Source organism: Clostridium amazonense (assembly GCF_056431285.1).
Window position 1 is genome coordinate 202,097 of sequence record NZ_JBWKMH010000031.1, and the last position, 13,304, is coordinate 215,400.

The 13,304-nt window shown below is 28.6% G+C and carries 9 protein-coding genes and 1 riboswitch; of the genes, 7 read left to right on the forward strand and 2 right to left on the reverse strand.

The window, feature by feature from the left end; translation table 11 throughout:
• Window positions 1-91: 91 nt before the first annotated feature.
• The 4 genes from AC07E4_RS13255 (at window position 92) to AC07E4_RS13270 (ending at window position 4,204) form a co-directional block, all read left to right on the forward strand.
• Window positions 92-1,231: an acyl-CoA dehydrogenase gene (locus AC07E4_RS13255; protein ID WP_034439785.1), complete on the forward strand. Its 1,140-nt coding sequence runs from the start codon at window positions 92-94 to the stop codon at window positions 1,229-1,231.
• Window positions 1,232-1,244: 13 nt separating this feature from the next.
• Complete coding sequence (locus AC07E4_RS13260) at window positions 1,245-2,024, forward strand: electron transfer flavoprotein subunit beta/FixA family protein (protein ID WP_034439783.1); 780 nt, start codon at window positions 1,245-1,247, stop codon at window positions 2,022-2,024.
• A 20-nt stretch (window positions 2,025-2,044) separates the two neighbouring features.
• Window positions 2,045-3,049, forward strand: coding sequence for an electron transfer flavoprotein subunit alpha/FixB family protein (locus AC07E4_RS13265; RefSeq protein ID WP_034439781.1), 1,005 nt, complete (start codon window positions 2,045-2,047; stop codon window positions 3,047-3,049).
• A gap of 303 nt (window positions 3,050-3,352) precedes the next feature.
• Window positions 3,353-4,204, forward strand: coding sequence for a 3-hydroxybutyryl-CoA dehydrogenase (locus AC07E4_RS13270; RefSeq protein WP_478216637.1), 852 nt, complete (start codon window positions 3,353-3,355; stop codon window positions 4,202-4,204).
• A 38-nt stretch (window positions 4,205-4,242) separates the two neighbouring features.
• On the opposite strand, the gene AC07E4_RS13275 is transcribed toward AC07E4_RS13270, so the two are convergent.
• Window positions 4,243-4,404: a hypothetical protein gene (locus AC07E4_RS13275; protein ID WP_478216638.1), complete on the reverse strand. Its 162-nt coding sequence runs from the start codon at window positions 4,402-4,404 to the stop codon at window positions 4,243-4,245.
• A 680-nt stretch (window positions 4,405-5,084) separates the two neighbouring features.
• Between AC07E4_RS13275 and AC07E4_RS13280 the strand changes: the two genes are divergently transcribed.
• From AC07E4_RS13280 to gltA, 3 genes are all read left to right on the forward strand, one after another.
• Window positions 5,085-6,185 (forward strand): RICIN domain-containing protein, encoded by a 1,101-nt coding sequence (locus tag AC07E4_RS13280; protein ID WP_478216639.1) that lies wholly within the window; start codon window positions 5,085-5,087, stop codon window positions 6,183-6,185.
• A gap of 373 nt (window positions 6,186-6,558) precedes the next feature.
• Window positions 6,559-6,680, forward strand: a riboswitch (glycine riboswitch).
• 995 nt (window positions 6,681-7,675) lie between these two features.
• Window positions 7,676-8,524, forward strand: a complete 849-nt coding sequence (locus AC07E4_RS13285; RefSeq protein WP_034439772.1) for a sulfide/dihydroorotate dehydrogenase-like FAD/NAD-binding protein — start codon at window positions 7,676-7,678, stop codon at window positions 8,522-8,524.
• A 5-nt stretch (window positions 8,525-8,529) separates the two neighbouring features.
• Window positions 8,530-9,918, forward strand: a complete 1,389-nt coding sequence (gene gltA / locus AC07E4_RS13290) for an NADPH-dependent glutamate synthase (RefSeq protein WP_478216768.1) — start codon at window positions 8,530-8,532, stop codon at window positions 9,916-9,918.
• A gap of 1,047 nt (window positions 9,919-10,965) precedes the next feature.
• On the opposite strand, the gene AC07E4_RS13295 is transcribed toward gltA, so the two are convergent.
• Window positions 10,966-11,403, reverse strand: coding sequence for a hypothetical protein (locus AC07E4_RS13295; protein WP_478216640.1), 438 nt, complete (start codon window positions 11,401-11,403; stop codon window positions 10,966-10,968).
• Window positions 11,404-13,304: the final 1,901 nt, after the last annotated feature.

Sequence of the window (13,304 nt, forward strand, 5' to 3'; positions counted from 1 at the left end):
TTCTTGTTAGCTTGTTTTGCGGCAAAATGTCTTTAGATTATTATATTTACAAAAACATTTCAAAAAAAATTAATAGGAGGAATGGGGAATTATGAATTTTTCTTTAACTAAGGAACAAGAATTTGTAAAACAAATGGTAAGGGAGTTTGCTGAAACAGAAGTTAAACCTCTTGCTGCCGAAATAGATGTAACAGAAGAATTTCCAATGGAAAATGTAAAGAAAATGGCAAAATATCACATGATGGGAATTCCATTTTCAACTGAATTAGGAGGAGCTGGTGGAAACAATCTTTCTTATGCAATAGCAGTTGAAGAATTATCAAGAGTTTGTGGATCAACTGGTGTTATATTATCAGCTCACACATCATTATGTGCTACTCCAATAGATATGTTCGGAACAGAAGAACAAAAACAAAAATACTTAGTACCACTTGCAAAAGGTGAAAAAATCGGTGCATTTGGTTTAACAGAACCAAACGCTGGTACTGATGCAGCTGGACAACAAACAACTGCAGTTTTAGATGGAGATCATTATGTATTAAATGGTTCTAAAATATTCATAACAAACGGTGGAGTTGCAGATGTATTCATAATATTTGCTATGACAGATAAATCACAAGGAACTAGAGGAATATCAGCATTTATAGTTGAAAAAGGTTTCAAAGGTTTCTCAATAGGTAAAGTTGAAGATAAATTAGGAATTAGAGCATCTTCTACAACTGAACTTGTTTTTGAAGATTGTATAGTTCCAAAAGAAAACTTACTTGGAAAAGAAGGCAAAGGCTTTAAAATAGCAATGCAAACATTAGATGGCGGTAGAATTGGTATAGCTGCACAAGCATTAGGAATTGCTCAAGGTGCTTTAGATGAAGCTGTAGAATATATGAAAGAAAGAAAACAATTTGGAAGATCATTATCTAAATTCCAAGGATTACAATGGATGATAGCAGATATGGAAGTTAAAGTAGAAGCTGCTAGATTATTAGTTTATAAAGCTGCATTTAACAAAGATAATAAATTACCATACACAGTAGAAGCTGCAAGAGCTAAATTATTTGCTGCTGAAACAGCTATGGAAGTTACTACAAAAGCTGTTCAAATCTTTGGTGGATATGGTTACACTAAAGATTATCCAGTAGAAAGAATGATGAGAGATGCTAAAATAACAGAAATTTATGAAGGTACATCTCAAGTTCAAAGAATGGTTATAGCATCAAATCTTTTAAAATAGGGGGTAATTAGAGATGAAGATAGTTGTTTGTATGAAACAAGTTCCAGATACAAATGAAGTTAAAATAGATCCAAAAACAGGAACTCTTATAAGAGACGGTGTTCCTTCAATAATAAATCCAGATGATAAAAATGCAATAGAAGAGGCATTAAGATTAAAAGACAAAAATGGTGCTCATGTAACAGTTATAACAATGGGACCACCACAAGCACAAAAAGCATTAGAAGAAGCTTTAGCAATGGGAGCAGACGAAGGTATATTAGTAACAGACAGAGCATTTGCTGGTGCTGATACTTTAGCTACTTCTCACGCATTAGCTGGAGCATTAAAAACATTAGAATATGACATAATATTTGCTGGTAGACAAGCAATTGATGGAGATACTGCTCAAGTTGGTCCAGAAATTGCAGAACACTTAAATATACCACAAATAACTTATGTTGAAGAAGTTGAAGAAATCGAAGGCGGATTAAAAGTTAGAAGAGCTTGGGAAGATGGATATGAATATATCAAAGTTAAAACACCAGTTCTATTAACTGCAATTGAATCTTTAAATGAACCAAGATATATGAATATAAAAAATATATTCTCATTAAATGAAAAAGAAATAAAAGTGTGGACAGCTAAAGACATAGATGTTGATTTATCCCTTCTAGGATTAAAAGGTTCACCTACAAAGGTTAAAAAATCTTGGGCTAAAGAAGCTAAGGGACAAGGTGAAATAATTAATTTATCACCAAAAGAAGAAGCTCAAATAGCATTAGCTAAATTAAAAGAAAAACACATAATTTAGTAGTATAGGAGGGGAAAACTATGAATATAGCAGATTACAAAGGTGTTTGGGTCTTTGCAGAACAAAGAGATGGAGAATTACAAAACGTTGCATTACAACTTTTAGGAAAAGGTAGAGAAATCGCTGACAAATTAGGCGTTGAACTTACTGCATTATTAATAGGTCATAATGTTGAAGGTATGGCTAAAGAATTAACTGCACATGGTGCTGACAAAGTATTATTAGCAGATAAAGAAGAATTAGCTCACTATACAACTGATGGTTACGCAAAAGTTATAACTGACCTTGCAAATGATTTTAAACCAGAAGTTATAATAATTGGTGCAACATTTATAGGTAGAGATTTAGGACCAAGAGTTGCAGCTAGATTATCAACAGGATTAACTGCTGACTGTACAGGCCTTGATATAGATGAAGAAAGCAAAAACTTATTAATGACTAGACCAGCATTTGGTGGAAACTTAATGGCAACTATCATGTGTGGAGATAACAGACCACAAATGTCTACAGTTAGACCAGGAGTTTTTGAAAAACTTGAAAGAGATGACTCTAAAGAAGTTAAAATAGAAAGAGCTAAATTTGATTTAACTAAAGATGACATAAGAACTGAAGTTATCGAAGTTATCAAAGAAGTTAAAGAAATCGTAGATATTATAGAAGCTGACATATTAGTATCAGGTGGTAGAGGAGTAGGTTCTAAAGAAAACTTCGCTATATTAAAAGAACTTGCTGATGAAATCGGTGGAACATTATCAGGATCAAGAGCAGCTGTTGATAGTGGCTGGATAGACAAAGCATTACAAGTTGGACAAACAGGTAAAACTGTAAGACCACAACTATACATTGCTTGTGGTATTTCAGGAGCTATCCAACACTTAGCTGGAATGCAAGATAGTAACTATATAATTGCTATAAATAAAGATGCAGATGCTCCAATAATGCAAGTTGCTGATATCGGATTAGTTGGAGATTACAAAAAAATTGTTCCAGAATTAGTAGAACAATTAAAAGCTATGAGAAAATAGGGTTTTAAAATTATAATTGAGATAGAAATTGGGTTTCCAATTTCTATCTTATAAAATAAAAGTTAAATAGAAATAGGGATATGTAAAAAATAGGGTTTAAAAAGTTATAAGTATATAAAGAGCGGTAAGATATTTATGTTGAAACATTGGGGAATGTTTTATTAAATATAAATTATTACGTGTTAGACAATCATGGGGAAATAACTTAAATTTTTTTAATTTAGTTAGTTAAATTTAAAACAAACTTTTGTCTTTTTATGACGAAGGTATGTTTAAATATATATAAAATTGGGGGTAGTTTCAATGAAAAATGTATGTATTATAGGTGCAGGTACAATGGGTGCTGGAATAGCACAAGTTTTTGCAACTAAGGGCTATGAAGTTACTATGTTAGTAAGAAATATGGAGAAATACAACAATGTTAATCTTCCAGGAATAACAAAAAGATTAGAAAAATCAGTTGCTAAAGGAAAAATGACTGAAGAAGTTAAAAATGAGATTTTAGGCAGAATATCTGGAACTGATAAAATGGAAGATGTAAAAGATGTAGATTTAATAATCGAAGCTATAGCAGAAAATATGGAAACTAAAAGAGCTTACTTTGATAAATTAGATAAAATTTGTAAACCAGAAACAATCTTTGCTTCAAACACTTCATCACTTTCTATAACAGAAATAGCTAGTTATACAACTAGACCAGAAAAAGTTATAGGAATGCACTTCTTTAACCCTGCAACAGCAATGAAACTTGTAGAGGTAATAAGAGGTATGGCTACTTCTGATGATACATTCACAACAATAAGAAATTTAGCAGCAGAAGTAGGTAAAGAACCTGTAGAAGTTAAAGAAGCTCCAGGATTTGTTGTAAATAGAATATTAATACCTATGATAAATGAAGCTATAGGAATTTTAGACCAAGGAATAGCTACTGTTGAAGGTATAGATAAAGCTATGATGCTTGGTGCAAACCATCCAATGGGACCTTTAGCATTAGGTGATTTAATAGGTCTTGATGTATGTCTTGCTATAATGGACGTATTATATAAAGAATCAGGAGATTCTAAATACAGAGCAAACAGTTTATTAAGAAAATATGTTAGAGCTGGATACCTTGGAAGAAAAACAAAAAGAGGATTCTATGACTATACTAAATAATAGTTTGAAGAAGATTTCTTAAAATATAATAGGGTTAGTTAAAAAACAAAGCCATTGAAATAGAATGCAAATTCTAAATCAATGGCTTTATTTGTTTTTACATAGGTAAATGTTATTAACTTATTAAAATGTGCAAACCAACCTGTAGGCGAGGTTTTAACCTTGCAATTGAAAGTTATTAGTTTGAGTAATGCATCCATATCCAAAACCGCCAAGACTGAAGTCTCAGCTACGAAGGGGTAATGAGTTAATGTAGCAATCTTTGTAGGGGAGAATTCAGTCTACACAATTAAAATACAAATAAAGAGACTATGAATGAAATGAATAGTGTCATCAATAACTGTCAAATGTCCATTGTCAACTGTCAATTGGTAAAGTAGGGTGGAATTCATTCCACTTGAACTTAGAAGAGTATCCAAATCAAAGACCGCCAATGTTAAAACCTCAGCTACGAAGGAGTAAGGAAGTTAATGTACCAATCTTTGTAGGATAGAATTTATTCTACACAATTAAAAATATAAATCAAGATATTGTGAATGAAATGAATAATATCATCAGTAACTGTCCAATGTTCATTGTCGACTGTCAATTGATGAAGTAGGGTGGAATTCATTCTACCCATTTAAATGTGCCAATCATTGTAGGCGAAAATTCATTTTTATTGTTATACTTTATTAATTTCAATGATGTATTTATATGTAAGATTAATAAGATTAAAGTCTCAGGTGCAAATGAGAAAAAAATTAATTAATATGAGATATATGAATAAATTCATTTGTTAATAGAATATAAATATACAAAACAAATGTAATAATGTAACTAAATAAGCATTATGATTAAAAGTAGGGAAAAATAAAATATAACAATAGGGGGTTATGCAATGACAAATAAAAATTATGAGGGAAATGTATATAATATTCAATGTAAACATAGTGGAAAGGTTTTAGATGTATATAAAGCATTAAAGGATGACAGCACTAAAGTTATTCAATATGACTTCAATAATGGTGATAATCAAAAGTTTTTACTTTTTTCATTAGATGATAATAGCTATATGATTGGTGCAAAGCATAGTGGAAAGGTTTTTGATGTTTGTGGAGCAAGTAAAGATGATGGTGCAAATTTAATTCAATTCACTCCGCATGGAAACAGCAATCAAAGATTTTTAATTAAAAATAATGTAAATGATGTAATTATAGAAGCAAAGCATAGTGGGAAAGTTTTAGATGTTTGTAAAGGTAAAAAGGATAATGAAGTACAAATAATACAATATGGAGAACATGGCGGAGACAATCAAAGGTTCATTTTGAAAAAGGTAGAGGATGCAAATATGCCTAAACCTAGCAAGTTAGAAGAATTAGTAGATGTAGTAATTCCAAGATTAAAAGATTTTGATACAATACTTCCAGAAAAAACAGATGAAGTAAGAGTCAGTGAAACTCTAATCCCATATTTTTGTATAAATGATGATACATTTGACTCATCAACAGCAATAAAGAAAACACCTTATTATAAATTAGCAAAAGTAGAGTATTGGAAAAAGCTTTATCAAATAGAGTTTTCAGGAGTTTTTGATGAAACAAAGAAAGTTACTTATAAATCAGGAATGTCAGAAGAAAAAAACAAACAATTCACTAATACAACAAGTATATCTGTTGGGGCAGATTTAGGATTTTCTTTTTATGGACTTACAGCAAAACTATCAACTCAAATTTCAAATGAATTAAGAATTTCTCAAAGTACAACAACAACAAGTGTGAAAGAGACAACAATAGAGGAAACACTAACAACAACAGATTCAAGAAAAGGAAAAAGATTTATAGTTGCTAAATGGTGTCTTGTTGATAAGTACGTATTAGAAAGAGCAGATGGAACTATAGTAGATACATGGAGTGTATCAAATACAGATGTAACAAAAGAAGATGCATACCCAGCATCACCAGAAAATGCCTTTAAATCAACTACTAAAGTTATAAAATAGTAAATAATAATGACTCTAGAAAATCTTTAAACAAGATATAATTAAAGATTTTCTAGAGGATTGTATATTTGCATAATTATTTATAATATATATGAGATTAATTTTAAATTAAATTTTTTTTACTTGTATTTATAATTATATAAAAAAAATTATAAAATTTATCAAAGGATTTTATCAAAAAATTAAAAAATTCAAATAATATAAACAATTCTTATTGACTATATCAATAGAAAAATATAAAATATAAGAGAAAAGAAAATATTTAGTGGATGAAAATTGTTGAAGATATTCTAATATTGATAGAATAACCGAAGAAGAAATGAATATTATAGCTATGGTGTATTCAAAAACTTTCAGGTAACATACAATAATTGGACACAACCCTGGAGAGATCATTTTAGAATTAGATGAATAATTATTCTATTATGGCATCGAAGGAGAAACTCGAGATTTTATCTTGGGGAAACTTTCAGATAAAAGGACAGGTGTAAATAGCATTTATTTTTGTGCGTATTTACAAGGTCTATTTTTTTATATTTATAAATTATGGACAAGCTCACTATTAAGAATAAATTTTATTTATTACAATGAAATTAAAAATATATAGATGGCTTGTATTATTATGCAAAAAATAATTTTAAAAATATCAACTATTTTTTCATATATAAAAAAATAAAACATAGTATGTTATTGGGGCAAAAATAAAGGATACAACATTGAAGAATAAAATTTAAATCTGAAATTATTAATTAATAAATTTAGAAGTTAAAATATTAAAGTAGAATTCTATATAGCAATATAAGTTTTAAAAAAATAAATTAACAATGAGTGGTAAAACTTAAGTATGAGTTTTTTAAAATTAATTTTTAGTTGGTTCCAATATAAAAATAGGAATAAAATGTGATTTAAGTAGTATGATTTGATAAAGATATTACTTTGAATTTGAGTTTGGAACTTTATGTATTTGGAAAAGTTTCAATATTAAATTTATTGAGTGAAATTTTGATTTAAGTTGAAAAAGATAACGTTTAACTTAGTGTAAATCAACGGTAATACATAAAATAATGTATTTAAAGTTTAAATATTGAAAAATAAAGAAAAAGAATAATTAATATGATATACTATAAATGCAATTGTATAACACATTCAATACACTTTTATTATATGATTAAGGTTAATTAATTTTAAAATAGAATTGAGAATGAAGAACTGAATATAAAAAAATAATTTCAATTTTTCATTGTCAATTTTCAATTAATTTCAAAAGTAAAATTTAAGATTTTATTTTTGAAATTACATACAGGGGTCTAAGGTGAAACTTTAACATAATTCTTTTAAACTTAGATATCCTTAATAGTAAAACATGTATCTAAATGCATTAATATTGACTCTTATTTTTAGATTAAATATTAATTAAATTTTAAACTTGTTTTTCTATAAAATATTAAAAGTGGACAAACAATATTATATTGAATTTGGAGGAATTTGGAATGTATAAGATAACCGAAAAAAGAGATTTAGCTCCTAATATATTCTTAATGAATATAGAAGCTCCAAGAGTTGCTAAATCAGCTAAACCTGGTCAATTTATAATCTTAAGAAATACTGAAGATGGAGAAAGAGTTCCTTTAACAGTTTGTGATACTGATCCAGTAAAAGGAACAGTTACTATAGTAGTTCAAGCTATGGGTTGCTCAACTAAAGAATTAGCAACATTTAATGAAGGGGACTATGTACATGATTTTGTTGGACCACTAGGTGTTGAATCAGAATTATTACATGAAGATATAGAAGAACTTAAAAACAAAAAAATATTATTCATAGCAGGTGGAGTTGGTGCTGCGCCAGTTTATCCACAAGTTAAATGGTTACATGAACATGGTGTAAAAGCTGATGTAATAATGGGATTCAAAAACAAAGAAATGGTAATCCTTGAAGAAGAAATGAAATCTGTATCAGGAAATGTATTCACTTGTACAGATGATGGATCATATGCATTCAAAGGAATGGTTACAGCTCAATTAGAGGAATTATACAACCAAGGTCAAAAATATGACTTATGTATTTGTATAGGACCTATGATAATGATGAAATTTGCTTGTAGATTAACAGAAAAATTAAATCTTCAAACAGTAGTAAGTATGAACCCAATAATGGTTGATGGAACTGGTATGTGTGGAGCTTGCAGAATTACTGTTGATGGCGAAACTAAATTTGCTTGTGTAGATGGACCAGAATTTGATGGACATAAAGTTGATTTTGATCAAGCTATGAGAAGATCTGGAATGTACAAAGCTGAAGAAGCTCAAAAAAGCTGTAGATTAGGAGGTACAAAATAATGGCTATAGATAGAATGAAAAGAACTCCAATATCAGAGCAAGATGCTAAAGTGAGAGCAACAAACTTTGAAGAAGTTTGTTTAGGATATAATGAAGAGGAAGCTGTACAAGAAGCTTCAAGATGTTTAAATTGTAAAAACAAACCTTGTATGAGCAAATGCCCAGTATCAATAGATATTCCTGCATTTGTACATGAAGTAGCAGCTAAAAATTTTGAAGAAGCAGCTAAAATATTAAATAAATACACTGCATTACCAGCAGTTTGTGGTAGAGTTTGTCCACAAGAATTACAATGTGAAAGCAAATGTGTTCTTGGAATAAAAGGAGAAGCTGTTGCAATTGGTAAACTTGAAAGATTTGTTGCTGACTGGTCAAGAGAACATAATGTTGACTTATCAGAAACAGCAGAGAAAAATGGTAAAAAAGTAGCTGTTATAGGATGTGGTCCTGCAGGAATAACTTGTGCAGGAGAACTTGCTAAAATGGGTTACGATGTAACTGTATTTGAAGCATTACATGAAGCAGGTGGAGTTTTAGTTTATGGTATTCCAGAATTCAGACTTCCAAAAGAAACAGTTGTTAAACATGAAATAGAAAACCTAAGAAAATTAGGTGTTAAAATAGAAACAAATGTAATAATAGGTAAAACTATAACAGTTGATGAATTAATGAGTGAAGAAAACTTTGAAGCTATATTTATAGGTTCAGGTGCAGGTCTTCCAAAATTCATGGGAATCAATGGAGAAAACTTAAGTGGAGTATTCTCAGCTAATGAATTCTTAACAAGAAATAACTTAATGAAAGCATTCAAAGAAGATTCTCCAACACCAATAAAAGCTGGTAAGAAAGTTTGTGTTGTAGGTGGCGGAAACGTTGCTATGGACGCAGCTAGAACAGCTTTAAGATTAGGTGCAGAAACTCACATAGTATATAGAAGAAGTAAATCAGAACTTCCAGCAAGAGCTGAAGAAGTACATCATGCAGAAGAAGAAGGCATTATATTTGACCTTCTAGTTAATCCAGTTGAAATCTTAAGTGATGAAAATGGTTGGGTTAATGGTATGAAATGCATAAAAATGGAACTTGGAGAAGCAGATGCATCAGGCAGAAGAAGACCAGTAGAAATACCTGGATCAGAATTTGTAATTGATTGTGACACAGTAATAATGTCACTTGGAACATCTCCAAACCCATTAATACCTTCAACAACAGAAGGATTAGAAACAAATAAAAGAAAATGTATCGTAGCTGATGAAGAAACAGGAAAAACTTCAAAAGTTAAAGTATACGCTGGTGGAGATGCTGTAACAGGTGCTGCAACAGTTATCCTTGCTATGGAAGCTGGTAAAAAAGCTGCTAAAGCAATAGATGAAGACTTAAAAAACAATAAATAATTAATAAAAAAGCTTAAAATAAAAAAATATATATAAATAAAAAAACTAACATCAAAAAAACATTTTAACAAACTTCAGAAAAATAGTTTCAATGAAATTCATTGGAACTATTTTTTTATATAAAAATTAAAATTAAAAAAATTATTCATTTAAACGTAGGGTAGAATTCATTCTACCTGAACTTAGAAGAGCACCCAAATCAAAAACCGCCAAGACTAAAGTCTCAGCTACAAGGGATTAATAAGTTAATGAAACATCTATTTGGTAGGGTGGAATTCATTCTACCTTATTAAAATACAAATCAAGATATTATGAATGAAATGAATAATATCATCAATAACTGTCAAATGTCTATTGTCAACTGTCAATTGGTAAAGTAGGTGAGGTTTTAACCTTGCTATTACATGATATTATTTTAAATTTTATATCCATATCAAAAACCGCCAAGACTAAAGTCTCAGCTACAAAGGATTAATAAGTTAATGAAACATCTATTTGGTAGAGTGGAATTTATTCTACCTGGACTTAGGACAGTATCAAAATTAAAGACCGCCAAAGTTAAAACTTCAGCTACAAAGGAGTAACAAAAGTAATATAACAACATTTTTAGGGGAGAATTCATTCTATCCTATTAAAATACAAATTAAGATATTATGAATGAAATGAATAATATCATCCACAACTGTCAAATGTCCATTGTCAACTGTCAATTGGTGAAGTAGGCGAGAATTCATTCTTGCTGTTACACGATATTGCTTTGAGTATTGTAGCCATATCAAAGACCGCCAAGATTAAATCTCATCTACTAAGGAATATGAGTCATAACTATCAATTGATAAGGTATAAGGTAACCGGGATTTTAATCCCGGTTGTATTTGATGTAGCAACAAGAGTTAGCAAGCATCCTGAGACTGACCTTACTTGCTAGGTTAATTATCTAATTAAAAAGGGCAAGTAGATCATGAAAAATTTAAAAGCCCATAAAGCGTCTGTCCCTCTTGTTGATTGATATTTTTAAAGATTAAAAAAATAAAACCTAGCAATACTCTAATCAAAAAATGGATAATTTAAATCATTAATTTGATGACTACTTTCACTAGCCAATGGTGTTTCACTATTATTGTTATCATCATTTAATTCTTCATATCTTTTTATCAAATCTTTGACTAGGGCAATTTGCTCATCTGTAGAACCATTTAAATACTCATTATAGCCACAGTGATAAAAACAGCCACTATAACTTGTATGATGCTTTTCATCTTTCAATCTTAAATCCATAGGGCAAACATGCTTTGTAGTATCTCTAGCCTTTAAATCATCCGTATTAACAGGATGACTATTAACTTCATCTATAATTCGTCTATTACCCATTTCTTCACAAAGACCAGAAAGTTTAATACCATTTTGAACATTACTTATAATCTTTTTTAAAGTATAAATATACTCAGAATCAGAAAGCTCTTTATTTTGTAATGCCTTTATCATTTGTTTCACCTCCATATAATTAGATATATAGTGAAACAAGCTCAAACTTTAAGTTATTCATAAATTTTAAAATGCTAAGTTTATGAGCATGCATCACTATTTTGCGTTCCAATTTTTTGATTGAATAATTTAAATGTTAAACTTGGAACCCTATAGGAATGTAAGTTAAAACTTTAAGTTATGCATGTTTTAGTTGAAAAAGAGCAATTTAAAATGTTATACAAAATTAACGATGAACAATTAACAATAAAGGATAAAACTGAAGTATCAGTTTTTTAAATTAATTTTTATGATAATTTGTACAGCAAATTAATTGAAAACAATATAAAAACGTAGTTTTTAGGTATTTAAAATAACTGTTAATTGTCAATTTTCAACTGGTTCCAAATATAAATTATAATATCTCTAGTATGATTTGAGAAAGAGATTATTTTGAATTTCAACTTGGAACCCTATACAAAAACAGGAATAAACTATAATGTTACTAGTATCATTTGATAAAGCTATTATTTTTGATTAAAAATCTTAACCTGATTTTTAAAATTGTTAACGAACAATATTGTTGAATTCAAAATAAATTTATAAATATCACTTCATAAATGCATATAAAATCTAAATTGCACATACTATGTAATGATTAAAGGTTATATTTATTTTAATTGAAAATATCTTGCTTGTCCAAAATTTTCATGACAAGAAAAAAACAGTTAAAAACCACTTAAAATATATATAAGGAAAAAATCAATAGCTTAAAAATATAAAAATTAAAATTTTTTATTAAGTAATTGTAAATAATGAAGTAAGCTAAATTTTTTCACAAAAATAATATATAATTTAAAAACACAAAAACTAACAAATTTGATTTCAAAAGTTAATAACATTGTACACACAAAATCTTCAGAATTGTTGATAACTTTTCAATAAAACAAATACTAGTTGTGGATTGTTGCACTAAAATTCAGATAATAAAAAATTATACACAGATAAATTGTTGCTAACTGTAGTATTAACAGATATTAAAATAAAAATAGCAGTAAAATTCTACATCATAAGACAAACTTTTTATTAAAAATAGACATAAAAATTAAAAATAGTTAGTAATACACAGGTAAAATGTTTATAAATTCAAACTATTCACAATTTAATGTGCATAAGTTTCTTAATATGTGGATAACTATTGAATAAATTGTGATTATTAACAGTTATAAAATTACATAAAATACTAATTAGTGTTAAACACAAAATAAATGTAGAAAAAGCATAACAATGATACAAAGAAAAATGTCAAAAAATATTAATAAATTGAAACTCTACTAAAATAAAAATGAACAAACTTACTATTTCAACTTAAATGTGCTAATTGGATAAATTTTTATTCGTAATGTGGAGTTCAATATTGATGAAGGTATAAAATAAAGATAAATAATATATTTTTAAATTCGCAGTCGGGATTATTTTTCTACTGTAGCCGGGAATTCAATCCCGGTGTTTTTTGATATGTTAAATAATACATAAAACATATAGTACAAATAAACACGTAGGCGAGGTTTCAACCTTGCTACTACACGATATTATTTTAAATTTAAAAAATTATTGATTTAAACGTAGGGTGGAATTCATTCTACCTGGACTTAGAATAGCATCGAAATCAAAGAAAGCCTAAGCTACGAAGGAGTAAGAAGTTTCAAAAAAGAAATCAATTAAAGATATTGTGAATGAAATGAATAATATTATCAATAACTGTCCAATGCCCATTGTCGAATTTAAATTGGTAAAGTAGGCAAGATTTTAACTTTGCTATTACACGTTGTTATTTTAAATTAACTTATAATAGATAAGTTTGTTATGTTTATTGATATTTTTAATTTTAAATAAGTAAAAGTTATCAACGATATATAAGA

Coding starts and splice junctions, on each gene's coding strand:
- AC07E4_RS13275 (WP_478216638.1), bottom strand. CDS start 4,404: ATGGATGCATTACTCAAACTAATAACTTTCAATTGCAAGGTTAAAACC.
- AC07E4_RS13285 (WP_034439772.1), top strand. CDS start 7,676: ATGTATAAGATAACCGAAAAAAGAGATTTAGCTCCTAATATATTCTTA.
- AC07E4_RS13295 (WP_478216640.1), bottom strand. CDS start 11,403: ATGATAAAGGCATTACAAAATAAAGAGCTTTCTGATTCTGAGTATATT.
- AC07E4_RS13260 (WP_034439783.1), top strand. CDS start 1,245: ATGAAGATAGTTGTTTGTATGAAACAAGTTCCAGATACAAATGAAGTT.
- AC07E4_RS13255 (WP_034439785.1), top strand. CDS start 92: ATGAATTTTTCTTTAACTAAGGAACAAGAATTTGTAAAACAAATGGTA.
- AC07E4_RS13270 (WP_478216637.1), top strand. CDS start 3,353: ATGAAAAATGTATGTATTATAGGTGCAGGTACAATGGGTGCTGGAATA.
- AC07E4_RS13265 (WP_034439781.1), top strand. CDS start 2,045: ATGAATATAGCAGATTACAAAGGTGTTTGGGTCTTTGCAGAACAAAGA.
- AC07E4_RS13280 (WP_478216639.1), top strand. CDS start 5,085: ATGACAAATAAAAATTATGAGGGAAATGTATATAATATTCAATGTAAA.